Raw genomic sequence first — 26,631 nt, forward strand, 5'->3', positions numbered from 1 at the left:
TCGCCCATGAGCGCTCACGCTGCCCCCTCGCCCGAAGCGCTGTCGCGGCGCGCCGAATTCAAGGCCGCGAAGACGGCGATGCTCGAGCGCTTTCGCCGCGCGGCGAACGTCGCGTCGCTGATGCACGCGCTGTCGAAACTCACCGACGACGCATTGAAGCGCGTGTGGGACGAATGCGGGCTACCCGCGACGCTCGCGCTCGTCGCCGTCGGCGGCTACGGACGCGGCGAACTCGCACCCTATTCCGACGTCGACATCCTCGTGCTGCTGCCCGATGCGCACGACGCGGCGCTCGACGCGCGCATCGAGCGCTTCATCGGCATGGCGTGGGACCTCGGCCTCGAGATCGGCAGCAGCGTGCGTACCGTCGCGCAGTGCATCGAGGAGGCGTCGCAGGATGTCACGGTGCAGACCTCGCTGCTGGAAGCGCGCCGCATCGTCGGCAGCACCGCGCTGTTCGAGCGCTTCACCGTGCGCTACCACGAAGCGCTCGACGCCCGCGCGTTCTTCACCGCGAAGGTGCTCGAGATGCGCCAGCGCCACGCGAAGTGCCAGGACACGCCGTACAGCCTCGAACCGAACGTGAAGGAAAGCCCCGGCGGGCTGCGCGACCTGCAGACGATCCTGTGGATCGCGCGCGCGGCCGGCTTCGGCAGCAGCTGGCGCGAACTCGACACGCGCGGCCTCATCACCGACCGCGAAGCGCGCGAGCTGCGCCGTAACGAAGGCTTCCTGAAAACGCTGCGCGCGCGGCTGCACGTGATCGCCGGGCGCCGCCAGGACATGCTCGTGTTCGACCTGCAGACGCAAGCCGCCGAGAGCTTCGGCTACCAGCCGACGCAGGCCAAGCGCGCGAGCGAGCAACTGATGCGCCGCTACTACTGGGCCGCGAAGGCCGTCACGCAGCTCGCGACGATCCTGATCCAGAACATCGAGGCGCAACTCTTCCCCGCGACGAGCGGCATCACGCGCGTGCTGTCGGCCGATCGCTTCGTCGAGAAACAGGGGATGCTCGAGATCGTCGACGACGGCGTGTTCGAACGCCACCCCGACGCGATCCTCGAAGCGTTCCTGCTGTACGAAACGACGCGCGGCGTGAAAGGCCTGTCCGCCCGCACGCTGCGTGCGCTGTACAACTCGCGCGAAATCATGAACAACACGTGGCGCCGCGATCCGCAAAACCGCGCCACGTTCATGCGGATCCTGCAGCAGCCCGAAGGCATCACGCACGCGTTCCGGCTGATGAACCAGACGAGCGTGCTCGGCCGCTACCTGCTGAACTTCCGCCGCATCGTCGGCCAGATGCAGCACGACCTGTACCACGTGTACACGGTCGACCAGCACATCCTGATGGTGCTGCGCAACCTCCGCCGCTTCGCGGTGGCCGAGCATGCGCACGAGTATCCGTTCTGCAGCCAGTTGATCGGCAATTTCGAGCGCCCGTGGGTGCTGTATGTCGCGGCGCTGTTCCACGACATCGCGAAGGGCCGCGGCGGCGATCACTCGACGCTCGGGATGGCCGACGCGCGGCGCTTCTGCCGCGAGCACGGGATCGCCGGCGACGACGCCGCGCTGATCGTGTGGCTCGTCCAGCATCACCTGACGATGAGCCAGGTCGCGCAGAAGCAGGACACGAGCGACCCCGAAGTCATCAAGCGCTTCGCCGAGGTCGTCGGCAACGAACGGTACCTGACCGCGCTCTACCTGCTGACCGTCGCCGATATCCGCGGCACGAGCCCGAAGGTGTGGAACACGTGGAAGGGCAAGCTGCTCGAGGATCTGTACCGCATCACGCTCGCGGTGCTCGGCGGCGCGAATCCCGATGCGCATTCGGAACTGAAGTCGCGGCAGGAGCAGGCGCTCGCGCTGCTGCGCCTCGAAACCGTGCCCGACGATGCGCACCGTGCGTTGTGGGATCAGCTCGACGTCGGTTTCTTCCTGCGTCACGACGCGGCCGACATCGCGTGGCAGACGCGCGTGCTGTACCGGCACGTGAACGCCGAAACGGCGATCGTCCGCGCGCGGCCGTCGCCGATCGGCGACGCGCTGCAGGTGCTCGTGTACGTGAAGGATCGCCCCGACCTGTTCGCGGGCATCTGCGCGTATTTCGACCGCAACGGGCTGTCGGTGCTCGATGCGCGCGTCAGCACGACGCGGCACGGCTACGCGCTCGACAACTTCATCGTCACGCAAACCGAACGCGACGTGCGCTACCGCGACATCGCGAATCTCGTCGAGCAGCAGCTCGCGACGCGGCTCGCCGAAACCGCAACGCTGCCGGAGCCGTCGAAGGGCCGCCTGTCGAGGCTGTCCCGGACGTTTCCGATCACGCCGCGCGTCGACCTGCGGGCCGACGAGCGCGGTCAGTACTACATCCTGTCCGTGTCGGCCAACGACCGGCCGGGCCTTCTCTATTCGATCGCGCGCGTACTCGCCGAACATCGGATCGGCGTCCATGCGGCGCGGATCAATACGCTCGGCGAGCGCGTCGAAGACATCTTCCTGCTCGCGGGCGCCGGCCTGTCCGACAACCGCCTGCAGATCCAGCTCGAAACCGAATTGCTGCGTGCGATCGCAGTCTGAATGAATCCCAGCGTTTATGCGCACCAAATTAACCGTCAAGAATCCGAAGCCGGCGTCGCCGACCCGCGCCCCTGTCCGCTCCGGCAGCCTCGTCGCCCGCAAGGCGGTGCGTCCCGCCGCGCCGCCCGCGGGGGATAAACCGGCCCGCCCGAAGAAGGCGCCCGCTGCAGCCGCCGCCACCGGCGAGCGTGCGTTCAAGCCGCGCGGCGCCGCCGGCGCAGAACGCCCGGGCGCGGATCGCGCACCGGTCAAGCGTGCGCCGCGTGACGGCGGCGCCGAACGCGGCACGCGCGCGCCGTATCGCGACAGTGCAGCCGGCGAAGGTGCGAAGCGCAGTTTCGGCGACCGTCACACGTCGTCGGAGCGGCCGCCGCGCCGTAGCGACGATGATGCACGGCCGCGTCGTGCCGGTGGCGACGAGGGCACGCGCCCGTCCTATCGTGATAACGCATCCGGCGAAGGCGCGAAGCGCAGCTTCGGCGACCGCCGTACGTCATCCGATCGTCCGCCGCGCCGTGATGACGATGCACGTCCGCGTCGCGCAGCAGGTAGCGACGAAGGCAAGCGCCCGTCCTACCGCGACAAGGCAGCCGGCGAAGGCGCAAAACGCAGCTTCGGCGACCGCCGTACGTCGTCCGATCGCCCTGCCCGCCGCAGCGATGACGATGCACGTCCACGTCGTGCAGCAGGCGACGACAGCAAACGCCCGTCCTACCGCGACAAGGCAACCGGCGAAGGCGCGAAGCGCAGCTTCGGCGACCGCCCGGCCCGCCCGGCGCGCGACGGCGAGCGCCGTTCGTTCGGTGCGGTGAAGACCGCGCAGCCGGTCAAGCGCGCTGCGGCCGACGTCGACTACGGCGACGAAACGGGCCTGATGCGCCTGTCGAAGCGGATGTCCGAACTCGGCATGTGCTCGCGCCGCGAAGCCGACGAATGGATCGAAAAGGGCTGGGTGCTCGTCGACGGCGAACGCATCGACACGCTCGGCACCAAGGTGCGCGCCGACCAGAAGATCGAGATCGACGAGCGCGCGAGCGCCGCGCAGGCCGCGCAAGTGACGATCCTGCTGCACAAGCCGGTCGGCTACGTGTCGGGCCAGGCGGAAGACGGCTACGAGCCGGCGGCCGCGCTGATCACGCGCGCGAACCGCTGGAGCGGCGATCATTCGCCGGTGCGCTTCTCGCCGCAGCACCTGCATGCGCTCGCGCCGGCCGGCCGTCTCGACATCGACTCCACCGGCCTGCTCGTGCTGACGCAAAACGGCGTGATCGCGAAGCAGCTGATCGGCGAACAGTCGGACATCGACAAGGAATACCTGGTGCGCGTGCGCTTCGGCGAACAACTGATCGACATCGACCAGCACTTCCCGGCGGAATCGCTCGCGAAACTGCGCCACGGCCTCGAACTCGACGGCGTCGCGCTGAAGCCGGCGCTGGTGAGCTGGCAGAACGGCGAGCAGTTGCGCTTCGTGCTGCGCGAAGGCAAGAAGCGCCAGATTCGCCGCATGTGCGAACTGGTCGGCCTCGACGTGATCGGCCTGAAGCGCGTGCGGATGGGCCGCGTGATGCTCGGCGCGCTGCCGCAGGGCCAATGGCGTTACCTGTCCGCCGACGAGACGTTCTGACCGCAAGCGCACCCTGTGCGCCATGCAATGAAAAAGCCCGCTTCAAGCGGGCTTTCTCTTTTCTACGCGAGAGCGTCCGATCAGTCGTCGTCGGCCGGGTCGAGCCCCGGGAACAGCACCTCGGTGAAACCGAAGCGCGTGAAGTCGGTGATCCGCATCGGGTACAGCTTGCCGATCAGGTGGTCGTATTCGTGCTGGACCACGCGCGCGTGGAACCCCTCGGCGATGCGGTCGATCTTCTCGCCGAACTGGTCGAAGCCGCTGTAGCGCACCTTCGCGTAGCGGCTGACGACGCCGCGCATGCCCGGCACCGACAGGCAGCCTTCCCAGCCCTCTTCCATGTCCGGCGGCAGGTACTCGACCTTCGGGTTGATCAGCACGGTCTCCGGGACCGGCGGCGCATCCGGGTAGCGGTTGTTGTTGCCGAAGCCGAAGATGATGATCTGCAGCCCGATGCCGATCTGCGGCGCGGCCAGCCCGGCGCCGTTCGCGTGGTGCATCGTCTCGAACATGTCCGCGACGATCTCGTGCAGCTCGGGCGTATCGAACCGATCGACCGGTTCGGCGATTTCGAGCAGGCGCGGATCGCCCATCTTCAGGATCTCGCGAATCATGGCGTATTGCCCTCCAGGAGTTGGTGCAGACCGTCTTCGTCCAGCACGGGGATGCCGAGTTCCTCGGCCTTCGCGAGCTTGCTGCCGGCTTCGGCGCCCGCGACCACGTAATCCGTCTTCTTCGATACCGAACCGGCCACCTTGGCGCCGGCCGCTTCGAGCATCTCCTTCGCCGCATCGCGCGTGAGATTCGGCAGCGTGCCCGTCAGCACGACCGTCTTGCCGGCCAGCACGCCCTGCGGCGCCTTCGGCGCGGGCGGCCCTTCCGGCCACGTGACCTTGCCCGGCGCGCGCAACTGCTCGATCACCGTGCGGTTGTGCTCTTCCGCGAAGAACTGGTGAATCGACTCGGCGACGATCGGCCCGACATCGTTGACTTCGAGCAGCTCCTCGATCGACGCATCCATGATCGGCGTCAGCGAGCCGAAATGCTTCGCGAGATCCTTCGCGGTCGATTCGCCGACATGGCGGATGCCGAGCCCGTAGATGAAGCGCGCGAGCGTCGTATGCTTCGCCTTCTCGAGCGAATCGAGCAGATTCTGTGCGGACTTCTCCGCGAACCGGTCGAGCTCGGCCAGCGTCGCGAAACCGAGATTGAACAGGTCGGCCGGCGTACGTACGAGATTCAGCTCGACGAGCTGGTCGATGATCTTCTCGCCGAGGCCGTCGATGTCGAGCGCGCGGCGCTGCGCGAAATGCCATAGCGCCTGCTTGCGCTGCGCCGGGCAGAACAGCCCGCCCGTGCAGCGCGCGATCGCCTCGTCCGGCAGGCGCTCGATCTTCGAGCCGCACACCGGGCATTCGGTCGGCATCACGAATTCGGCCGCGTCCGGCGGGCGCCGGTCGAGCAGCGCACCGACGACTTCCGGAATCACATCGCCCGCGCGGCGCACGATCACGGTATCGCCGATCCGGATGTCCTTGCGGCGCACTTCGTCCTCGTTGTGCAGCGTCGCGTTGGTCACGGTCGCGCCGCCGACGAACACCGGCTCGAGACGCGCGACCGGCGTGATCGCGCCGGTGCGGCCGACCTGCACGTCGATCGCGACGAGCTTCGTCAGCGCTTCCTGCGCGGGGAACTTGTGCGCGAGCGCAAAGCGCGGCGCACGCGATACGAAGCCGAGCCGCTCCTGCTCGTCGCGCCGGTTGACCTTGTAGACGACGCCGTCGATGTCGTACGGCAGCGACTCGCGCTTCTCGCCGACCTTGCGGAAAAAGTCGAGCAAGCCTTCGGCGCCGTGCACGACCGCACGCTCGCGGTTCACCGGCAGGCCGAACGCCTCGTACCAGTCGAGCAGCGCGCTGTGCGTGTCGGGCATCGGCATTCCGTCGAGCACACCGATCCCGTACGCGAAGAACGACAGCGGCCGCTGCGCGGTGATCTTCGAGTCGAGCTGGCGCAGGCTGCCGGCGGCCGCGTTGCGCGGGTTCGCGAATTCGCGCTGCTCGGCCGCGCGCTGGCGTTCGTTCAGGCGTGCGAAATCGCGCTTGAACATCAGCACCTCGCCGCGCACGTCGAGCACGGTCGGCACGTGCTTGCCCTTCAGCTTGAGCGGAATCGAGCGGATCGTGCGCACGTTCTCGGTCACGTCCTCGCCCGTCGTCCCGTCACCGCGCGTCGCGGCCTGCACGAACACGCCTTGCTCGTAGCGCAGCGAAATCGCGAGGCCGTCGAACTTCAGTTCGCACGCGTATTCGACGGGGTCCGTCACCGAGCCGGCAAGATCGGTCGTCTTCGCGAGCGCGTCGGCGATGCGCTTGTCGAACGCGACGATGTCCTCGTCGGCGAAGCCATTGTTCAGCGACAGCATCGGCGCATCGTGGACGACCGGCGTGAAGCCGCCGGCCGCTTCGCCGCCGACGCGCTGCGTCGGCGAATCGGGCGTCACGAGTTCGGGATGGTCGGTTTCGAGCTGCTGCAGCTCACGGAACAGCCGGTCGTATTCGGCATCGGGCAGATCCGGCTGGTCGAGCACGTAATAGGCGTAGTTCGCCCGCTCGAGTTGGTCGCGCAGCCACGCGGCACGCGCGTCGGGCTGGCTGGCTGGCGGTTCGGCTTGGGTTCGGGCCATGCTGGCGGCAGAGTCGGTCTGAAAAAATCGGATGTCCGATTATCTCAGTTTGACGCCGCGGCGGGGCACGCAATGCGGGCCCGATGACGTGCTGCGGCGCACACCGAGCGGCGTGCGCCGCGGCGGCGAACGACGGCGCCAAGGCGCGCCGTCCGCGCCATCGCGTTACTGGCTGAACAGGCGGCGCGTGACCGGCGAACCGGCCGGAATGCCGGCTTCCTCGAGCTTCGCGTACAGCTTCATCAGCTGCTGCTCGATCGCGAGCAGCGTCGACTCCGGCAGCGGCCGGCGCGAATCGTCGACGACGCGCGCGCCGATCCGCTCGGACAGCGACTTCGCGTAATCGCACATCAGCCGGAACGGCAGGATGTCCTCTTCCGCCACCGGCACGTCGAGCACCAGCGTGATCATGTTGCCGCCCTTGTACGTCAGGTCGTCGCGCAGGAAGTTCGTATCGCCGAACTGCAGCATGAATACCGGATTCTGCTTCGCGTCGAGCTTCACGAAGCGCGTGCCGTCGCGCGACAGCAGCAGCCCGTCCTGCGACGCGACCGCCTGCACGTAGTTCGCGGACCACGGCGCGCCGTCCGACATCACGTTGATCGACAGTTGCGCGTCGCACTGCGCGGCAAACGCGTCGAGCTCGCGCGCCATCGCGACCGTTTCCATCATGTCCGGGAATTCCGGCGCGCCGTCGATCGCGTCGGCGAACTGCTGGACGCCCGTCACGAATTCGGAGAATTCCAGCTCGTTCAGCGCACCGCCGCGGTTCGCAAGCTGCGCGGCCGCGCGCAGCTCTTCATAGCGCACGCCGTTCTGCAGCAACTCCCACTGGCCGCCTTCCGGCTTGCCTTCGATGTGCACGGGCTTGCTGCCCGCGCGGCGCAACCGCTGCGCGACCGGCAGGATCTTGTCGCCCGGCAGCGGCCCGGTGAGGCGAATCGGCACGATGCAGTCGATCCGGCGATCGACGATCGCGGGCGGCGCCGACGAGACCGTCGTCGCGGCCGGCATCACCGGTTCGGTCGGGCCGGCCGGTTCGGCCGCCGCCTCGTGCGTCGCGGCGGGCACGGCTTCTTCGCCGGCAGCCGGTTCGATCCATTCGGACGACGTGTCGACGCCGGTCGCCTCGGCCTGCAGGTCGGCCGGCGTATCGGCCGGCGCCGCGCCGCTGGCGGCCCCGCCGAACGTCGGCTCGACGCGCGCGGCTTCGGTCGCTGCTGCCGCCGCCGCGACCGGTGCCGCGGGCTCGCGGCGCACCGGCTGACGCACCGGTTCGATGAACGGCAACTCTTCGTCACGCTCGGGGCGGTTCATCGCCTCGGCCGCTTCCTCCGGCATCGGGCGCGGCATCCTGCGCCGCACTTTCGCGCCCTGCCATGCGTTGTAGACCACGACGCCGCCCACCACGACGGCGCCGGCGCCGATCAAACCGAGTGTCAACTCGTCCATGCACGCTCCATCAGCAATTCTTTTTCGTCGGAACCGCGAACGGGCGCCCATGCGCCGCGCGAACGCGGTCCGGTTTCGTCAAACGTCAATTCTGGGCAAAACCCGCGGCGGTTTCCATGTCCACCGCGACGATCCGCGACACGCCCTGCTCCTGCATCGTCACGCCGATCAGCTGCTGCGCCATTTCCATCGCGATCTTGTTGTGCGAGATGAACAGGAACTGCGTCTTGTCGGACATCGCGCGCACGAGATTCGCGAAACGCTCGGTGTTCGCGTCGTCCAGCGGCGCGTCGACCTCGTCGAGCAGACAGAACGGCGCCGGGTTCAGCTGGAACATCGCGAACACCAGCGCGGTCGCGGTCAGCGCCTTCTCGCCGCCCGACAGCAGGTGAATCGTCGCGTTCTTCTTGCCCGGCGGCTGCGCCATCACCTGCACGCCGGCGTCGAGAATCTCGTCGCCCGTCATGATCAGCTTCGCCTGGCCGCCGCCGAACAGGCGCGGGAACAGGTCGCTGAAATGACGATTGACTTCGTCGAAGGTGCCCTGCAGCAGCGTGCGGGTTTCCTGGTCGATCTTGTGGATCGCGTCTTCGAGCGTCGTGATCGCATCGATCAGGTCGGCCGACTGCGCGTCGAGGAACACCTTGCGCTCGCTCGCGGCCTTCAGCTCGTCGAGCGCGGCCATGTTCACCGGGCCGAGCGCGTTGATCGCGTTGTTCAGGCGCGTGACTTCGCCCTGCAGGTACGAAGGCTTGAGATCCGGCGTCAGCTTCGCGGCCAGCGCGACCTCGTCGACCTCGGCGGTCGCGAGCTGCTCGGCGAACTGCTCGACGGACAGGCGCGCGGCCTGCTCCTTCAGCTGCAGCTCGGTAATGCGGTCGCGCAGCGGCTGCAGCGAACGCTCGGCGACGAGCCGCTGCTCGTCCGACGCACGCAGCTTCGCGGTGAGATCGTCGAGCTCGATCCGCGCCGCCTGCAGCGCCTCTTCCTTCACCGCGCGAATCTCGAGCGCGTCCTGCAGGCCCGTGTGCGCGGTCTGCTCGTTGATCGTCTCGAGTTCGGCGCGCGCGTCTTCGAGCGACGCGGCGACGCGCTCGCTCTGCTCGTGCGCGACCTGGATCGTGCGCTTGAGCTCGTCGATCCGGGTCACCGCGTTGCGTGCGGCGAAGCGCGCGTCGTTCGCGCCGCGCTCCAGGTCGCGCGCTTCCTGACGCGCCTGCGTCAGCGATTCGTCGAGCGCCTCGAATGCGAGCTGGTTGTCCTCGAAGCGCGCCTGCAGTTCCGCGAGCTCGCCGTCGAAGCGCTCGAAATTCGCTTCCGACTCCGCGCGCAGCGCACGCTGCTCTTCGATCTGCGCGCCGATTTCCTCGAGTTCCTCGCGGATCTGCGTGCTGCGCTGCGTGTAGCGTTCGTGCGCCTGCGCGAGCTTCAGCACGTCCATCTGCAGCGCATGCACGCGCTGCGTCGCGCGTTCGGCCTGCGCGCGCACGTCGCCGAGCGCCTGCGTGGCCTGCGTGTGCGCGGCTTCCGCCCGCACGGCGGCCGTGCGCGCCTCGTCGGCGAGCAGCGCCTGCGCGCGCACCTGGCGCGTCAGGTTTTCGATTTCCTGCTGGCGGGCCAGCATCCCGGCCTGCTCCGAATCGGCCGCGTACAACTGCACGCCGACCCGCGTGACGATATGGCCGGCCTTGACGACAAACGCGCCGCCTGCCGGCAGCTGCGCGCGCGTCGCGAGCGCCTGCGCGACGTCGTCGGCGACGTACACGTTGCCGAGCCAGTCGTTCAGCACCGCACGGATACCCGCGTCGTCGATGCGCACGAGCGACAGCACCGGACGCAGCCCGGCCACCGCGACGGGCGGCTCACCGGCCGCGGGCGGCGCGTAGAACGCGAGCTTCGCGGGCGGCGCATCGGTCGCGAATGCCTTCACCCAGTCGAGATTCGACACTTCGAGGGCGGCGAGACGCTCGCGCAGCACGGCCTCGAGCGCCGCTTCCCAGCCGGCCTCGACGTGCAGCTTCTTCCACAGACGCGGCAACGCGCCGAGCTCGTGCTTGTCGAGCCACGGCTGGATCTTGCCTTCGGTCTGCACGTTGTCCTGCAGCTGCTTCAGCGCGGCGAGGCGCGCTTCGAGCTGGTGGATCTGCGCGGCTTCGGCCTGCACGCGCTCCTGCGCGGCGCGGCGTTCGCCGTCGAGGCGCGGCACCGTTTCCTGCGCGTCGGCGAGACGTGCCTGCGCTTCCGCGAGGATCTCTTCCTGCTCGGCCAACTGCATGCGCAGCTCTTCGAGCTGCGTCTCGTCCGGCGCGTCGAGCCCGCCCGCTTCGCTCTTCAGGCGCTCGTGGCGCTGCTGAAGCTGCTGGAGCTGCTGGTCGGCGTTGCGCTGATGCGCGGCTTCGAGCTTGAGCGACTGCTCGGTCTGCGCGATCCGCGCACGCTCGTCGTTGAGCTGCGCCTGCGCGTCGCGCCACTTCGCTTCGAGCGCCGGCAGCGCATCGTGCTTCGCGGCCGCGTTGTCTTCCGCGAGCGCGGCCTTCTCGTCGGCCATCGCGCGCGCCTCTTCGGCTTCCTCGAGCTCGTCCTGCGACTTCTCGGCCTGCGCGCGCCACTGCTCGCGCTGCGCGTTCAGCGCGGCGATCTGCGCCTGCACGCGATTGCGCGATTCGACGATGAACTTGATCTCGGCTTCGAGGCGGCTCACCTCGGCGTTCGCTTCGTAGAGCGCGCCCTGCGCGCCCTGCATCGCGTCGCTCGCCGAGTAGTGCGCGACACGCAGCGTCTCGAGCTGCGCCTCGACTTCGCGCAGCTTCGCCGTCTGCGCCTCGAGGTCGATCTGCGCCTGTTCGATCGCGCGCTGCTGCTTCTGCTGCTCGCCGGCAGCCTCGTTCTTGCGCAGCAGCCACAAGAGGCGCTGCTTCTCCTCGCCGTCGGCGACGAGTTCCTTGTACTTGGTCGCGACCACCGCCTGCGCCTCGAGCTTCTCGAGGTTCGCGCCGAGTTCGCGCACGATGTCCTCGACGCGCGTCAGGTTCTCGCGCGTGTCGTGCAGGCGGTTCTCGGTTTCGCGGCGGCGTTCCTTGTACTTCGACACGCCGGCGGCTTCCTCGAGGAACACGCGCAGCTCTTCCGGCTTCGCCTCGATGATCCGAGCGATCATGCCCTGCCCGATGATCGCGTACGCGCGCGGCCCGAGGCCGGTGCCGAGGAAGATGTCCTGGATGTCGCGGCGGCGCGCCGGCAGGTTGTTGATGTAGTAGCTCGACGTGCCGTCGCGCGTCAGCACGCGCTTCACGGCGATTTCGCCGTACTGGCCCCACTGGCCGGCCGCGCGGCCGTCGGAGTTGTCGAAGATCAGTTCGACGCTGGCCCGGCTGCCGGGCTTGCGGGCGGTCGAACCGTTGAAGATCACGTCCTGCATCGACTCGCCGCGCAGCTCGGACGCGCGCGACTCGCCGAGCACCCAGCGCACGGCATCGATGATGTTGGACTTGCCGCATCCGTTCGGGCCGACCACGCCGACAAGCTGGCCCGGAACCTGGAAATGCGTGGGATCGACGAAGGATTTGAAGCCAGCGAGTTTGATCGAGCTCAGACGCACGGCGGTATCGGATGTGAAGAAGGTGTGAAACGGACGGGGCCGCGCGACGCGGGGCCGGAAAGCCCCTGCGCGCCACGCGCCCCGGAATTCAAAAACGGGGCCGCGCGCATCCAGCGTTGGGCCCCGCAAACGGCTTCCATCATACCATCGCGTGTGAGCCGTCCCGACCGTCGCCGGGTTTGTCCGGTGCCGGCGCGGCACGATGGACCCGGCTCGACAGCAGCGTCGCGAGCACGATGCACGCGCCGCCCGCCCACTCGCGCGCGGTCGGCAGCTCGTTCGCGAACACCCACGCGGACAGCGCGGTGATCACGATCTCGAACAGCATGATGATCGACGCGCGGTTCGCCGGCACGCGCGCGAGGCCGTACTGGACGAGCAGGTTGTTCGACGCCATCGTCACGCCGATCGCCGCGATGATCAGCACGGCCACGCCCAGCTGGCCGCTCGCCGGCACGGCCGGCAGTCCCTCGAACAGCGACGCGATCGCGCCGAACACGGCCGCGCCGCCGAACAGCGTCGCGGTGCGCATTTCGGCGCGCATGTCGGGCAGCTCGCGGCTCGCCTTGATCACCAGCACGTTGCTCATCGCGAAGCTCAGCCCGGCCGCGAGACCGGCCCATTCGGCCGGATTGGCCGGCAGCGGCAAGCCGAGCGCCGGCGACCACAGCATCAGCATCGCGCCGCCGATCGACAGCGCCGCGAGCCCGGCGCCGGCCCAGGTCAGCCGCTCGCGCAGCAGGAAGTGCGCGTAGATCGCGGTCCAGGCCGGCGTCAGGTAGAACAGCAGCATCACGCGCAGCACCTCGCCGTGGATCGTGCCCCATACGAACCCGAGGTTCGTCACGCCGGCCGTGACCGCGATGGCCGGCAGCACCCAGTGCCAGCGCAGCGTCGCGATCGTCCGGTGCCGCGCAACGATCACGAACAGGAACGCGACGAGGCTCGTCAGCGCGCTGGCCAGCGTGCCCGTCACGCCGAGCGACGCGAGGATCCGCAGCGGATACCAGATCAGGCCCCATACCGACGCGCCGATCAGGATGGCCAGCGTCGGCAGGCTGCCGCGTACCGCGTTGTTCATTTGGTTCGATACCCTTTGTTCGAGCGGCCCGGCCGCCGCTCCGGCAGGCCGTGACCGCATTCCGTCACGCTATAATCGTCCGTTGCGACTCGCGCGCCCCGGCGCCCGTTCGCAGCCGCGCGGCGCGCCCGCCGCTTCTTTCGCTCCAACCGGCCGCGATGGCCGCTTCGCCCGTGAACCCTCGACTCGATTCGCTCCAGCCCTATCCCTTCGAAAAGCTGCGCGCCCTGTTCAAGGACGTGACGCCTTCCGGCGACCTGAAACCGATCAGCTTCGGCATCGGCGAGCCCAAACACGCGACGCCGGCGCTGATCCGCGACGCCGTGGTGGCCGCGCTCGACGGCCTCGCGTCGTATCCGGCCACCGCCGGCTCGGATGCGCTGCGCACGTCGATCGCGCGCTGGCTCGAACGCCGCTACGGGCTGCCGGCAATCGATGCGGCCACGCAGGTGCTGCCGGTGTCGGGCTCGCGCGAGGCGCTGTTCTCGCTCGCGCAGACGGTGATCGACGCGCGCCCGGCCGCGGACGGCAAGAAGGCGATCGTACTCTGTCCGAATCCCTTCTATCAAATTTACGAAGGCGCGGCGCTCCTGGCCGGTGCCGAACCCTATTTCGCGAACAGCGACCCGGCCCGCAACTTCGCATGCGACTACGCGGCCGTGCCCGACGAGGTGTGGGCGCGCACGCAGCTGCTGTACGTGTGCTCGCCCGGCAACCCGACGGGCGCCGTGCTGACGCTCGACGACTGGCGCGAGCTGTTCGCGCTGTCCGACCGCCACGGCTTCGTGATCGCGTCCGACGAGTGCTATTCGGAAATCTATTTCGACGAAGCGGCGCCGCCGCTCGGCGGCCTCGAAGCCGCGCACCGCCTTGGCCGCGGCTTCGAGCGGCTCGTGATGCTCTCCAGCCTGTCGAAGCGCTCGAACGTGCCGGGCATGCGCTCGGGCTTCGTCGCCGGCGACGCCGAGCTGCTCAGGAAATTCCTGCTGTATCGCACGTATCACGGCGCCGCGCTGTCGCCGGTCTGGCAGCACGCGAGCATCGCCGCGTGGAACGACGAGGCGCACGTGCGCGAGAACCGCGCGCTGTACCTGCAGAAGTTCAATACGGTCACGCCGATGCTCGCCGACGTGATCGACGTGAAACTGCCCGACGCCGCGTTCTACCTGTGGGCCAACGTCGCGCGCACCGGCCTGTCGGACACCGCGTTCGCCCGTCGCCTGTACGCCGACTATAATGTGACGGTTCTGCCCGGCTCGTACCTGGCGCGCGATGCGCACGGCACGAACCCGGGCCGCGATTTCATCCGGATCGCGCTCGTCGCGGGCACCCCCGAATGCGTCGAGGGCGCGCAACGCATCGTCGATTTCTGCCGCTCTCTCGCGCGGTAAGACGTCCATCCCGATCAATTCCATCCATTTCCTGCGAAAACGAACATGTCGCAACAACTTCAGCAAATCATCGATACCGCCTGGGAAAACCGCGCCGAGCTGTCGCCGAAGGCCGCGCCCGCCGACGTCCGCGAGGCCGTCGCTCACGCAATCGAGCAACTCGACAAGGGTGCGCTGCGCGTCGCCGAGAAAATCGACGGCAACTGGACGGTCCACCAATGGCTGAAGAAGGCCGTGCTGCTGTCGTTCCGCCTGGAGGACAACGCGCCGATGCCGGCCGGCGGCTACTCGCAGTTCTACGACAAGGTGCCGTCGAAGTTCGCGAACTACACGGCCGAAGACTTCGCCGCGGGCGGCTTCCGCGTCGTGCCGCCGGCCATCGCGCGCCGCGGCTCGTTCATCGCGAAGAACGTCGTGCTGATGCCGTCGTACACCAACATCGGCGCGTACGTCGACGAAGGCACGATGGTCGACACGTGGGCGACGGTCGGTTCGTGCGCGCAGATCGGCAAGAACGTGCACCTGTCGGGCGGCGTCGGCATCGGCGGCGTGCTCGAGCCGCTGCAGGCGAACCCGGTGATCATCGAAGACAACTGCTTCATCGGCGCGCGCTCGGAAGTCGTCGAAGGCGTGATCGTCGAGGAAAACTCGGTGATTTCGATGGGCGTGTACCTCGGCCAGAGCACCAAGATCTACGATCGCGAGACCGGCGAAGTCAGCTACGGCCGCATCCCGGCCGGCTCGGTCGTCGTCGCCGGCAACCTGCCGTCGAAGGACGGCTCGCACAGCCTGTACTGCGCGGTGATCGTGAAGAAGGTCGACGCGAAGACGCGAGCGAAGGTCGGCCTGAACGAGCTGCTGCGAGGCGACTGATGGCGAAGCCGCACACCGTGGTCGTCTACGGCATTCCGAACTGCGACACCGTGAAGAAGGCCCGCGTGTGGCTCGACGATCACGGCGTCGAGTTCGAGTTCCACGATTTCAAGAAGCTCGGCGTCAGCGCGCCGCTGATCGAAGACTGGCTGAAGGACGTGTCGCTCGACGCGCTCGTGAACAAGCGCGGCACCACGTGGCGCGGCCTGGACGACGCGATGAAGGCGGCCGCCGAAACGAAGACCGGCGCGGTCGCGCTGATGATCCACAAGCCGTCGGTCATCAAGCGTCCCGTGCTCGTCGTCAACGGCCGCGTGAAATCGCTCGGCTTCGTGGCCGATCAATACGCGGCGCTGTTTGCCGCATAGGGCCGCCCGCGCTGCGCCTGCGCTGCACACGACGCCCTGTCGCTGCCGGCCACCGCGCCGGCATTTTTTATCGAAAGTGGTCCGAACCATGTCCGCCACCCTAGCCCTTACCGAACAGCTGATCGCCCGCGCGTCCGTGACGCCCGACGACCAGCACTGCCAGCAGATCATGACCGAGCGCCTCGCCGCGCTCGGCTTCGAATGCGAGACCATCGCGTCGCACGGCGTGACCAACCTGTGGGCCGTCAAGCGCGGCGCCGACGGCCGCGACGGCAAGCTGCTCGCATTCGCGGGCCACACCGACGTCGTGCCGACCGGCCCGCTCGAACAGTGGACGTCGCCGCCGTTCATCCCCGCCCATCGCGACGGCAAGCTGTACGGCCGCGGCGCGGCCGACATGAAGACGTCGCTCGCGGCGTTCGTCGTCGCGTCCGAGGAATTCGTCGCGGCCCATCCCGACCACCGCGGCGCGATCGCGTTCCTGATCACGAGCGACGAGGAAGGCCCGGCCACCGACGGCACCGTGAAGGTCGTCGAGTTGTTGCAGGAACGCGGCGAACGTCTCGACTACTGCATCGTCGGCGAGCCGACGTCGACCGCCGAGCTCGGCGACGTCGTCAAGAACGGCCGCCGCGGGTCGATGTCCGGCGAACTGGTCGTCAAGGGCGTGCAGGGCCACATCGCGTATCCGCACCTCGCGAAGAACCCGATCCACCTGCTCGCGCCGGCGCTCGCCGAGCTCGCCGCCGAGCAATGGGACGCCGGCAACGAATACTTCCCGCCGACCACCTGGCAGGTGTCGAACCTGCACGCCGGCACCGGCGCGACCAACGTGATTCCCGGCCACGCCGACCTGCTGTTCAACTTCCGCTTCTCGACCGCGAGCACCGTCGAAGGCCTGCAGGCCCGCGTGCATGCGATCCTCGACAAGCACGGCCTCGAATACACGCTGAAGTGGTCGGTGAGCGGCCTGCCGTTCCTCACGCCGCGCGGCGAACTGTCGGGCGCGCTGGAAAACGCGATCCGCACCGAAACCGGCATCACGACCGAGCTGTCGACGACGGGCGGCACGTCGGACGGCCGCTTCATCGCGCGCATCTGCCCGCAGGTGATCGAATTCGGGCCGCCGAACGGCAGCATCCACAAGATCGACGAGCACATCGAAGTGCGCTTCGTCGACCCGCTGAAGAACGTGTACCGACGCGTGCTCGAACAACTGATCGCCTGACGGAGCCTCGCATGACGACACCTTTTGCCACAGTCCGCGACCTGCTGCGCTACGCGGTCACGCGCTTCTCGAAAGCGAAGCTCGCGTTCGGCCACGGTTCCGACAACGCATACGACGAAGCGGCCTACCTCGTGCTGCATACGCTCGACCTGCCGCTCGACACGCTCGAGCCGTTCCTCGACGCGCGCCTCTTGCCCGACGAAATCGCGGCCGTGCTCGCGGTGATCGAACGACGCGCGGCCGACCGCGTGCCGGCCGCGTACCTCACGCATGAAGCGTGGATGCATGGCCACCGCTTCTACGTCGACGAACGCGTGATCGTGCCGCGCTCGTTCATCGGCGAACTGCTCGACGACGGGCTGCAGCCGTATGTCGCCGATCCCGAGCAAGTCGGCGCGGTGCTCGAACTGTGCACCGGCTCCGGCTGCCTCGCGATCCTCGCGGCGAGCGCGTTCCCGAACGCCGAGATCGACGCGGTCGACCTGTCGGACAAGGCGCTCGAAGTCGCGGAAATCAACGTGCGCGACTACGGCCTCGAAGACCGCATCGGGCTGCACTGCGGCGACCTCTACGCCCCGCTGCCCGCGTTCCGCACCGATCCCGACTCGCGCTACGACGTGATCCTGACGAACCCGCCGTACGTGAACGCCGCGTCGATGGCCGCGCTGCCGCCCGAGTACCGGCACGAGCCTGAGATGGCGCTCGCCGGCGGCGACGACGGGATGGACATCGTGCGACGTATCGTCGCCGACGCGCACCGCTGGCTGCATGACGACGGCGTGCTCGTCGTCGAGATCGGCAACGAGCGCGAGCACGTCGAAGCTGCGTTCGGCGGCCTCGAGCTCACGTGGCTGCCCACCAGCGCGGGCGACGACGCCGTGTTCCTGATCCAGGCGTCGGACCTGCCCCGCAAGGCCTGAGCGTTCCGGCCGGCCCGCCGTGCGGCGCACCATTGCGCCGCACGGTTGGGTAAGATGCGCGTAGGCGGCCGCCTGGCCGCACGTTCTCCGGAACTCCCTCGCGAGCACGCTCGGAAGTCCGCTCGGGAGTCCGCTCGGAAGTCCTTTACGCGCCCATGACCCTCGACTGGCTACATCTCGGTACCCTGATCCTGACCATCCACGTGCTCGGGATCGTCGCGGCATGCCACGCAATCATGAACACGCGCACGTCGCAAGGCGCGATCGCGTGGGCCGTCTCGCTCACGGCCATGCCGTACCTGACGCTCGTTCCGTATCTGTTCCTCGGCCGCAGCAAATTCTCCGGCTACGTCGACGCCCGGCGCCACGAGCTCGAAATGTTGCGCACGCACACACCGCGTTCGCCGTGGCGCGCGACCGACGCGACCGACGGGCCGGCCGCCGACGCGCTGGGACAGGCTGCCGTGCTCGCGCTCACGCGGCTCGGCGGCATGCCGTTCCTCGGCGGCAATTCGGTACGCACGCTCGTGAACGGCGACGCGACGTTCTCGGCCATCCTGTCGGCGATCGACGCCGCGCGCGACTACGTGCTCGTCCAGTTCTTCATCGTGCGCGACGATGCGCTCGGCCGGATGCTGCGCGACTCGCTGCTCGCACGCGTGGCCGCCGGCGTACGCTGCTGCGTGCTGTACGACAGCATCGGCAGCTTCGACCTGCCGCACAGCTACGTCGACGCATTGCGCCGCGGCGGCGTCGAGGTCCATCCGTTCGCGACCAACCGGCAATTCGTCAACCGCTTCCAGCTGAACTTCCGCAACCATCGCAAGATCGTCGTCGTCGACGGCAATTGCGCGTTCGTCGGCGGCCATAACGTCGGCGTCGAATATCTCGGCGCGAATCCGCGCCTGTCGCCATGGCGCGACACCCACATCGAGATACGCGGCCCCGTCGTGGCGAGCATCCAGTACGTGTTCGCCGAAGACTGGCACTGGGCGACGCAGAAACTGCCGCCCATCGCGCTGCCGCCGCCCGCGCAGCCCGGCGACGGCATGCATTGCCTCGCGGTGCCGATGGGACCCGCCGACAAGCAGGAAACGGGCTCGCTGTTCTTCGCCGAATCGATCAATGCCGCCCGCGAGCGGGTCTGGATCACCACGCCGTACCTCGTTCCCGACGAAGCCGTGGTCTCCGCGCTGAAGCTCGCCGTGATGCGCGGCGTCGACGTGCGCATCCTGATTCCGAGCCGGCGCGACCACTACGTCGTATTCGAGGCGTCGAAGCTTTATGCGCGCGACCTCGTCGATGCGGGCGTGAAGGTGTTCCGCTACCGGCCCGGTTTCCTGCACCAGAAGGTCGTGCTGATCGACCGCATCGCGGCGGCGATCGGCAGCGCGAATCTCGACAACCGTTCGTTCCGCCTCAATTTCGAGGTCATGGTGCTGACCGTCGATCCGGCATTCGCCGACGAGGTCGAGACGATGCTCAACGCCGACTTCGCGCAGGCGTACGAGGTCGACGCGGACGAATACCGGCAGTCGCCCGCCTGGCGGCGCATCGCGATGCACGTCGCACGGCTGTTCGCGCCGATCCTGTAACGGCCGCGCCGACCGCCGCCCCGCACGATCCGCACCGGCGCTGCGCACGCCGCGCCGTCACAGCAACTTGTCGATGTCCGCCGCGATTTCGTCGGGCTTGGTGGATGGCGCGTAGCGCTTGACGATGCGCCCGTCGCGGTCGATCAGGAATTTCGTGAAATTCCACTTGATCGCCTTGAGGCCGAGAATGCCGGGCGCCTCGTCGGTCAGGTAGCGATACAGCGGATGCGCATGGTCGCCTTTCACGTCGATCTTCGCGAACATCGGGAACGTGACGCCGTAGTTGCGTTCGCAGAACGCACCGATCTGCTCGGCGTCGCCCGGCTCCTGCTTGCCGAACTGGTTGCACGGGAAGCCGAGCACGAAGAAGCCGCGCGCCGCGTACTGGTCGTACAGCTTCTGCAGACCCGCGTACTGCGGCGTGAAACCGCACTCGCTCGCGGTATTGACGATCAGCAGCACCTTGCCGCGATACGCGTCGAGCGATACCGGCGCACCGGCGAGCGTCTCTGCGCTGAACGAATACAGGGTGGACATCGGGCACTCCTTTTACGAAACCGGATCGACGTCGAGTCTAGGCGAAATTGCGCCGTTGCGGCATCCGCCGAACGGCCGATGCCCGGCGGGATCGGCGCGCGGTCTAGAATAGCGGTTTTGGCCAGTCATTTCCGCCGTGATCCGTTTCAATCAGTTCAGCCTTGCGCGCGGCACCAAGCCGCTGTTCGAGTCGACCTCGTTCGTGCTCAATCCCGGCGAGAAAGCCGGCCTGATCGGCGCGAACGGCGCCGGCAAGTCGACGCTGTTTTCCGTCCTGCGCGGCGAGCTGCATTCCGACGGAGGCGATTTCTCGATGCCGCCGTCGTGGCGGATCGCCCACGTGTCGCAGGAAACGCCCGCGGTCGATCGTTCCGCGCTCGACTACACGCTGGACGGCGATACCGCGCTGCGCGAGATCGAGGCCCGCATCGCCGCCGCGTCGGCCGCGCATGACGGCGCCGCCGAAGGCGACGCGCACGCGGCGTTCGCCGACGCCGACGGCTACACCGCGCCGGCCCGCGCCGAAGCGCTGCTGCTCGGCCTCGGCTTCACGCTCGCGCAAACGCGCGAATCCGTCGCGAGCTTCTCCGGCGGCTGGCGCATGCGCCTGAACCTCGCGCAGGCGCTGATGTGCCGCTCCGACCTGCTGCTGCTCGACGAACCGACGAACCACCTCGACCTCGACGCGATCGTGTGGCTCGAAGACTGGTTGCACCGCTACCCCGGCACGCTCGTCGTAATTTCACACGACCGCGAATTCCTCGATTCGATCTGCAACGTCACGCTGCATCTGGAAAACCGCCAGGTGAAGCGCTACGGCGGCAACTACTCGCAGTTCGAAGTGCTGCGCGCGCAGCAACTGGCGCTGCAGCAAAGCGCGTACGAAAAGCAGCAGAAGACGATCGAGCACCTGCAGAGCTTCGTCGACCGCTTCAAGGCCAAGGCGACCAAGGCCAAGCAGGCGCAAAGCCGGATGAAGGCGCTCGAGAAGATGGAGCTGATCGCGCCCGCGCACATCGCGTCGCCGTTCACGTTCGAATTCCGCACGCCCGATGCCGCGCCGAACCCGATGATGGTGATGGAAGACGTCCGCTGCGGCTACCACGCCGACGACGGAACGGACATCCCGATCGTCGAGCGCGTCGCGCTGTCGATCCAGAACGGCCAGCGCATCGGCCTCCTCGGCGCGAACGGTCAGGGCAAGTCGACGCTGATCAAGACGCTGGCCGGCACGCTCGCGCCGCTGTCGGGGCACGTCCGCGACGGCAAGGGACTGACGATCGGCTATTTCGCGCAGCACCAGCTCGAAACGCTGCGCGAAGACGATTCGCCGCTCGCGCATCTGGCGCGGCTCGCGCCCGACACGCGCGAACAGGAATTGCGCGACTTCCTCGGCGGCTTCAATTTCTCGGGCGACATGGCGACCAGCCCGGTCGGGCCGTTCTCGGGCGGCGAAAAGGCACGGCTCGCGCTGGCGCTGATCATCTGGCAGAAGCCGAACCTGCTGCTGCTCGACGAACCGACGAACCACCTCGACCTCGAAACGCGCCATGCGCTGACGATGGCGCTCGCGCAATTCGAGGGCACGCTGATCCTCGTGTCGCACGACCGCCACCTGCTGCGCGCGACGACCGACCAGTTCATGCTCGTCGCGAAGCACCGGCTGCAGCCGTTCGACGGCGACCTCGACGACTACCGCGACTGGCTGCTGCAGCATGCGGCCGAGCAGCGCGCGGCCGCGAAGGCCGACAGCGCGGCAGCCGCGGGCGCCGATCCGGGCGTCAACCGCAAGGACCAGAAGCGCCAGGCGGCCGAAGAGCGCCAGCGGTTGTCGCAATTGAAGAAACCGCTGCAGAATCGCATCACGAAGCTCGAAAAGGAAATGGAAGCGCTGCACGCGGAGAAGGCGCGCCTCGACGCGTTCGTCGCCGATCCGGCCAGCTACGAAGCCGCGCGCAAGACGGAACTGACCGACGCGATCCGCAAGCTCGGCGAGGTCACGACCCGGCTCGAGACGGCCGAGGCGGACTGGCTCGCCGCGCAGGAAGAACTCGAGCAGATCGGCTGAACGCGGCCATCGGCGCCGTCAGCCGACGAGCGCGTCATCGGCGGCGCAGCGCGTGGGGTGCTGACACCCCACGAACCCGCCCGGCCGCTGCGGCCCCGGAAACGACGAGGCCGGGCACCCTGGCCCGGCCTCGTCGTCTCGGCTGCGTTCGACGTGGCTGCGTCGGCCGGCCCGTATGCCCGCCGCGCCATCCTGTCAGCGGCGCGGCAGCGTATCGCGCGGCATCTGCTCGTCGTCGTCCATCAGGTACCGGCGCCCTTCGGTCGGCCGGCGGATCGCCGCGGCGACTTCCGCTTCCGTCACATCCTCGGACACGACCTTGCGCGCCAGGCGCCCTTCGTCGTCGATCCACTCGACGATCCGGCATCCGCCGCCCCACGGCTGGCGAATCGGCTCCGACACGCGGCAGCCGCGCAGGTTGTAAAGGCGTCCGCCAGGCGCTTCCCCATACGATTTCAACATAGGTTCCCTTCGCATTGCGCGGTTCGACAATCCGGCAAAGGATAGGGAAAAGCGATGTCCGGCGGGTTACAGCAGCCTACATATTCTTTACAGCGAATTACGCGACAGATCGCCCGGCGACGCACGGCCCGTGCGCGCGCCGGGCCGCTCATTCAAGATCGCGTACGCGGTCGATCGCCTGCTCGAGCCGCTCGACGGCCATCACGTTCAGCCCTTCGATCGGCTGTTTCGGCGCATTCGCCTTCGGGATCAGCGCGGACGTGAAGCCGAGCTTCGCCGCTTCGCGCAGCCGTTCCTGCCCGCGCGGGGACGGCCGGATTTCACCGGCCAGCCCCACTTCGCCGAACACGATCAGCCCTTTCGGCAGTGCCTTGTTGCGCATCGACGAGTGAATCGCGAGCAGCACCGCGAGGTCGGCGGCCGGCTCGGTGATCTTCACGCCGCCCACCGCGTTCAGGAACACGTCCTGGTCGAAGGCCGCGATGCCCGCGTGGCGGTGCAGCACCGCGAGCAGCATCGCGAGCCGGTTCTGCTCGAGGCCGACCGCGAGCCGGCGCGGGTTCGGCACGTGCGCCGTATCCACGAGCGCCTGGATTTCGACGAGCAGCGGGCGCGTGCCTTCCTGCGTGACGAGCACGCACGAACCGGGCACGACCTGCTCGTGCTGCGACAGGAACAGCGCGGACGGATTGGCCACGCCGCGCAGCCCGCGCTCGGTCATCGCGAACACGCCGAGTTCGTTGACCGCGCCGAAGCGGTTCTTGAACGCGCGCACCAGCCGGAACGACGAATGCGTGTCGCCCTCGAAGTACAGCACCGTGTCGACGATGTGCTCGAGCACGCGCGGGCCGGCCAGGTTGCCCTCCTTCGTCACGTGGCCGACCATGATGATCGCGGTGCCCGACTGTTTCGCGATGCGCGTGAGCTGCGCCGCGCACTCGCGCACCTGCGCGACCGAGCCCGGCGCCGACGTCAGTGCTTCGGAATAGACGGTCTGGATCGAGTCGATGACGGCCACGTCCGGCCGCTCCGCGTCGATCGCGGCCTGGATCTTCTCGAGCTGGATCTCGGCAAGCAGCTTCAGTTCGGCCGCCGGCGCGCCGCCGTCGAGCAGCGCGAGCCGTTGCGCGCGCAACGCGATCTGCGCGGCCGATTCCTCGCCGCTGATATAGAGCGCGCGCCGCGCGTTCGCGATATCCGCGAGCGACTGCAGCAGCAGCGTCGACTTGCCGATGCCCGGGTCGCCGCCGATCAGCACGACGCCGCCGGGGACGAGCCCGCCGCCCAGCACGCGGTCGAATTCGCCGATGCCGGTCGAGAAGCGCGGTACGTCGGCGGCCTCGATGTCGGCGAGACGCTGGACCGGCGCCCGCTTCGCGAGCGACTGGAATCGATGGGCGGCCGGCGACTCGGCGACCGATTCGACGAGCGTGTTCCACGCCTGGCACGACGGGCACTGGCCCTGCCACTTCGGGGTCTGTCCGCCGCACTCGCTGCAGACGTAAACGGTTTTCTGCTTGGCCACGCGCGACGCCCTTATTCCGCTCGCACCGGCACGCGGGCAGCGACCGCGCACATCAACTCGTAGCCGATCGTCCCGCAATGGCGCGCGACGTCGTCGATCGGCAGCGCGTTGCCCCACAGCTCGACGCGCGCGCCGACGCCGGCCTGCGGGCACGGCGTCAGGTCGACGGTGATCATGTCCATCGACACGCGACCGACGATCCGCGTGCGAATGCCGTCGACGATCACGGGCGTGCCTTCCGGCGCCACGCGCGGATAGCCGTCCGCGTAGCCGCACGCGACGACGCCGATCCGCATCGGCGCCTGCGCCGAAAACGTCGAGCCATAGCCGATCGCCTGCCCCTTCCCGATCGTCTGCACCGCGATCAGCTCGGACGAGAGCGTCATCGCGGGCTTCAACCCCGTATCGGCGATATCGGACGACAGCCCGGACGGCGACGCCCCATACAGCACGATCCCCGGCCGCACCCAGTCGAAGTGCGTATCCGGATGCCACAGCACGGCCGCCGAATTCGCGAGACTGCGCGCGCCGGCGATGTTTTCCGCGCCGCGCTCGAACGTCGCGAGCTGCTCGGCGACGCCGCGCTCGTTGTCCGCGTCCGAAAAATGGGTCATCAACGTGATCTGGCCGATGCCGGGGCACGCACGGGCGCGCTCCCACGCGGCACGGTATTTTTCCGGCATGTAGCCGAGCCGGTTCATCCCGCTGTTCATCTTGAGCTGCACGTTGACGGGCTTCGACAGCCGCGCCGTTTCCAGCATCCGCATCTGCTCGTCGTTGTGGACGGTCGTGGTCAGGCTGTAGCGGTCGATCACGTCGATGTCGGTCGAGCGGAAGAAACCTTCGAGCAGCAGGATCGGGCCGGCCCAGCCGAGCTCGCGCAGCTTCACGGCCTCGTCGAGGTCGAGCAGGCCGAAGCCGTCGGTACCGCGCAGGCCCGGAAACGCACGGGCGAGACCGTGGCCGTACGCGTTGGCCTTGACGACCGCCCAGACCTTGGACGGGCCGGCAAAGCGGCGGACGACGGAGAGATTGTTCGCGAGAGCGGCGGTGTGGATGGTGGCGGAGATCGGGCGCGGCATGGGAAATTTACGTAAAGACGCTTGCGAATCATCAGCTTACCGCGCCTTTTGAGCACCGAAGCCGACAATTTGCGGAACGATCGGGGAATCTTGCTAGTCCGAATTCGCGTATTTTCATGTTATAAAGCCGTGCGCACAACCCATTTCGAACGGAATAAGCCGATCGCATACCAGGCGGCCTACGCGGCCCTGCCGCAGCGACGAAAGCATCGCATCAGATGAAAAAAGGTTTTTACACCATCATGGCCGCGCAGTTTTTCTCGTCGCTGGCCGACAATGCGCTTCTCATCGCCGCCATCGCCCTGCTGAAAGACCTCCACGCCCCCAACTGGATGACACCGCTGCTGAAGCTGTTCTTCGTGTTGTCGTATGTGGTGTTGGCGGCGTATGTCGGTGCGTTCGCGGATTCGCGTCCGAAGGGCCGCGTGATGTTCATCACCAACTCGATCAAGGTGGTCGGCTGCCTGATCATGCTGTTCGGCGCCCATCCGCTGATCGCGTACGGAATCGTCGGGTTCGGCGCGGCGGCCTACTCGCCCGCCAAATACGGGATTCTCACCGAGCTGCTGCCGGCCGACCGGCTGGTCGCCGCGAACGGCTGGATCGAAGGCACGACCGTCAGCTCGATCATCCTCGGCACCGTGCTCGGCGGCGCGCTGATCAGCCCGCACATCGCGGCGCACGTGATCGCGCACACCCCTGCCTGGATCGGCACGCCCGCCGAAGCCGCGATGGCGATCATCATGGCGATCTACGTGGTCGCCGCACTGTTCAACCTGCGCATTCCCGACACGGGCGCCCGCTATCCGAAGCAGGAACGCGGCCCGGTCAAGCTGCTCACCGATTTCGCCGACTGCTTCATGGTGCTCTGGCGCGACAAGCTCGGCCAGATCTCGCTCGCGGTCACCACGCTGTTCTGGGGCGCGGGCGCGACGCTGCAGTTCATCGTGCTGAAGTGGGCCGAGGTGTCGCTCAACATGTCGCTGTCCGAAGGCGCGATCCTGCAGGCCGTGGTCGCGGTCGGCGTCGCGGCCGGCGCGATCGCCGCGGCCGCCCGCATTCCGCTGAAGAAGTCGCTGACCGTGCTGCCCGTCGGCATCGTCATGGGCATCGCGGTGATGCTGATGGCGTTCTACACGCGCGACCTGTTCCCGTCGCACTGGGCCGTGCATTTCGGCCATCTGCGCCTGCCGTTCTACCTGATCGTCGCGTACATCTTCCTGATCGGCGTCGGCGCGCTGTCCGGCTACTTCGTCGTGCCGATGAACGCGCTGCTGCAGCATCGCGGCCACGTGCTGCTGTCGGCCGGCCATTCGATCGCGGTGCAGAACTTCAACGAGAACCTGTCGGTGCTCGTGATGCTGTGCCTGTATGCGGTGCTCGTGTGGCTCGACGTGCCGGTCGGCGTCGTGATCGTGCTGTTCGGCACGTTCGTCTGCCTGACCATGTGGCTCGTGATGCGCCGCCACCAGGCGAACCAGCGTCAGTTCGACTCGGTCGCGCTGATCGGCGAATCGCGGCACTGACGCTACACTTTCCGTTTTCGTCCGCCGGCGCC

Annotated in this window: 19 protein-coding genes; 10 read left to right on the forward strand and 9 right to left on the reverse strand. The window is 68.0% G+C overall.

What is annotated here, in order from left to right; translation table 11 throughout:
- Positions 1-6: 6 nt before the first annotated feature.
- Entirely contained in the window at positions 7-2,583 is a 2,577-nt protein-coding gene (locus CFB81_RS10205; protein ID WP_069617668.1) for a [protein-PII] uridylyltransferase, read from the forward strand.
- Positions 2,584-2,599: 16 nt separating this feature from the next.
- A complete protein-coding gene (locus CFB81_RS10210; protein WP_089435210.1) occupies positions 2,600-4,207 on the forward strand; it encodes a pseudouridine synthase in 1,608 nt (535 codons plus the stop codon).
- An 80-nt stretch (positions 4,208-4,287) separates the two neighbouring features.
- Here CFB81_RS10210 and def read toward each other — a convergent pair whose 3' ends face one another.
- The 5 genes from def to CFB81_RS10235 all read right to left on the reverse strand — a co-directional run bounded on the left by def (position 4,288) and on the right by CFB81_RS10235 (position 13,024).
- On the reverse strand, positions 4,288-4,821 hold the full coding sequence (gene def, locus CFB81_RS10215; protein ID WP_089435211.1) for a peptide deformylase: 534 nt from the start codon (positions 4,819-4,821) through the stop codon (positions 4,288-4,290).
- Complete coding sequence (ligA, locus tag CFB81_RS10220) at positions 4,818-6,893, reverse strand: NAD-dependent DNA ligase LigA (RefSeq protein WP_069617670.1); 2,076 nt, start codon at positions 6,891-6,893, stop codon at positions 4,818-4,820. The genes def and ligA overlap by 4 nt, the downstream gene beginning before the upstream one ends.
- A 165-nt stretch (positions 6,894-7,058) precedes the next feature.
- Positions 7,059-8,345: a cell division protein ZipA C-terminal FtsZ-binding domain-containing protein gene (locus CFB81_RS10225; protein WP_089435212.1), complete on the reverse strand. Its 1,287-nt coding sequence runs from the start codon at positions 8,343-8,345 to the stop codon at positions 7,059-7,061.
- Between the two features lie 85 nt (positions 8,346-8,430).
- Positions 8,431-11,943: a chromosome segregation protein SMC gene (smc, locus tag CFB81_RS10230; protein WP_089435213.1), complete on the reverse strand. Its 3,513-nt coding sequence runs from the start codon at positions 11,941-11,943 to the stop codon at positions 8,431-8,433.
- Between the two features lie 139 nt (positions 11,944-12,082).
- Positions 12,083-13,024 (reverse strand): DMT family transporter, encoded by a 942-nt coding sequence (locus CFB81_RS10235; protein WP_089435214.1) that lies wholly within the window; start codon positions 13,022-13,024, stop codon positions 12,083-12,085.
- A 158-nt stretch (positions 13,025-13,182) separates the two neighbouring features.
- On the opposite strand from CFB81_RS10235, the gene dapC reads away from it, so the two are divergent.
- From dapC to cls, 6 genes are all read left to right on the forward strand, one after another.
- Positions 13,183-14,415 carry a succinyldiaminopimelate transaminase gene (gene dapC, locus CFB81_RS10240; protein ID WP_089435215.1) on the forward strand — a complete coding sequence of 411 codons (1,233 nt, stop codon included), beginning with the start codon at positions 13,183-13,185 and terminating at the stop codon, positions 14,413-14,415.
- Between the two features lie 45 nt (positions 14,416-14,460).
- Positions 14,461-15,288 carry a 2,3,4,5-tetrahydropyridine-2,6-dicarboxylate N-succinyltransferase gene (gene dapD, locus CFB81_RS10245; protein ID WP_006478479.1) on the forward strand — a complete coding sequence of 276 codons (828 nt, stop codon included), beginning with the start codon at positions 14,461-14,463 and terminating at the stop codon, positions 15,286-15,288.
- Positions 15,288-15,656, forward strand: coding sequence for an ArsC family reductase (locus CFB81_RS10250; RefSeq protein WP_006478478.1), 369 nt, complete (start codon positions 15,288-15,290; stop codon positions 15,654-15,656). Before dapD ends, CFB81_RS10250 begins: the two co-directional genes overlap by 1 nt.
- 88 nt (positions 15,657-15,744) lie before the next feature.
- A complete protein-coding gene (gene dapE / locus CFB81_RS10255) occupies positions 15,745-16,884 on the forward strand; it encodes a succinyl-diaminopimelate desuccinylase (RefSeq protein WP_069617676.1) in 1,140 nt (379 codons plus the stop codon).
- 11 nt (positions 16,885-16,895) lie between these two features.
- A complete protein-coding gene (gene prmB / locus CFB81_RS10260; RefSeq protein WP_089435216.1) occupies positions 16,896-17,804 on the forward strand; it encodes a 50S ribosomal protein L3 N(5)-glutamine methyltransferase in 909 nt (302 codons plus the stop codon).
- 155 nt (positions 17,805-17,959) lie between these two features.
- Complete coding sequence (cls, locus tag CFB81_RS10265) at positions 17,960-19,399, forward strand: cardiolipin synthase (protein ID WP_089435217.1); 1,440 nt, start codon at positions 17,960-17,962, stop codon at positions 19,397-19,399.
- Between the two features lie 57 nt (positions 19,400-19,456).
- On the opposite strand, the gene CFB81_RS10270 is transcribed toward cls, so the two are convergent.
- The gene (locus tag CFB81_RS10270; protein ID WP_069617679.1) at positions 19,457-19,936 is read right to left on the reverse strand and encodes a glutathione peroxidase; all 480 of its coding nucleotides are present in this window, start codon (positions 19,934-19,936) and stop codon (positions 19,457-19,459) included.
- Between the two features lie 136 nt (positions 19,937-20,072).
- Between CFB81_RS10270 and CFB81_RS10275 the strand changes: the two genes are divergently transcribed.
- Positions 20,073-22,004 carry an ATP-binding cassette domain-containing protein gene (locus CFB81_RS10275; RefSeq protein ID WP_089435218.1) on the forward strand — a complete coding sequence of 644 codons (1,932 nt, stop codon included), beginning with the start codon at positions 20,073-20,075 and terminating at the stop codon, positions 22,002-22,004.
- 195 nt (positions 22,005-22,199) lie between these two features.
- Here the strand turns inward: CFB81_RS10275 and CFB81_RS10280 are convergent, their stop codons facing one another.
- The 3 genes from CFB81_RS10280 to alr form a co-directional block, all read right to left on the reverse strand.
- On the reverse strand, positions 22,200-22,466 hold the full coding sequence (locus tag CFB81_RS10280; RefSeq protein WP_089435219.1) for a DUF2866 domain-containing protein: 267 nt from the start codon (positions 22,464-22,466) through the stop codon (positions 22,200-22,202).
- Positions 22,467-22,614: 148 nt separating this feature from the next.
- Positions 22,615-23,991 carry a DNA repair protein RadA gene (gene radA / locus CFB81_RS10285; RefSeq protein WP_069617681.1) on the reverse strand — a complete coding sequence of 459 codons (1,377 nt, stop codon included), beginning with the start codon at positions 23,989-23,991 and terminating at the stop codon, positions 22,615-22,617.
- An 11-nt stretch (positions 23,992-24,002) separates the two neighbouring features.
- Positions 24,003-25,073: an alanine racemase gene (alr, locus tag CFB81_RS10290; protein ID WP_069617682.1), complete on the reverse strand. Its 1,071-nt coding sequence runs from the start codon at positions 25,071-25,073 to the stop codon at positions 24,003-24,005.
- Between the two features lie 218 nt (positions 25,074-25,291).
- Between alr and lplT the strand changes: the two genes are divergently transcribed.
- On the forward strand, positions 25,292-26,599 hold the full coding sequence (gene lplT / locus CFB81_RS10295; protein WP_089435220.1) for a lysophospholipid transporter LplT: 1,308 nt from the start codon (positions 25,292-25,294) through the stop codon (positions 26,597-26,599).
- The last annotated feature ends 32 nt before the right edge of the window (positions 26,600-26,631 follow it).

Source organism: Burkholderia sp. AU28863 (assembly GCF_002223195.1).
GTDB classification, from domain to species: Bacteria; Pseudomonadota; Gammaproteobacteria; order Burkholderiales; family Burkholderiaceae; genus Burkholderia; species Burkholderia sola.